The sequence below is a fragment of the Vibrio aquaticus genome, from assembly GCF_003970385.1.
GTDB lineage: Bacteria > Pseudomonadota > Gammaproteobacteria > Enterobacterales > Vibrionaceae > Vibrio > Vibrio aquaticus.
Window position 1 is genome coordinate 1 of sequence record NZ_RXZH01000177.1, and the last position, 399, is coordinate 399.

General features: G+C 60.4%; 1 rRNA gene. It reads left to right on the forward strand.

What is annotated here, in order from left to right:
* A 23S ribosomal RNA gene (locus EJ063_RS21985) occupies positions 1-127 on the forward strand; the annotation flags it as partial.
* Between the last annotated feature and the right edge of the window lie 272 nt (positions 128-399).

Here is a 399-nt window from a genome sequence, read left to right on the forward strand (position 1 = left end):
GCCCCAATCGGGCGGTAAATTCCGTCCAAGGCTAAATACGGGCGAGAGACCGATAGCGAACAAGTACCGCGAGGTAAAGATGAAAAGGACTTTGAAAAGMGAGTCAAAGAGTGCTTGAAATTGTCGGGAGGGAAGCGGATGGGGGCCGGCGATGCGTCCTGGTCGGATGCGGAACGGAGCAATCCGGTCCGCCGATCGATTCGGGGCGTGGACCGACGCGGATTACGGTGGCGGCCTAAGCCCGSGCTTTTGATACGCTTGTGGAGACGTCGCTGCCKTGATCGTGGTCTGCAGCACGCGCCTAACGGCGTGCCTCGGCATCAGCGTGCTCCGGGCGTCGGCCTGTGGGCTCCCCATTCGACCCGTCTTGAAACACGGACCAAGGAGTCTGACATGTGT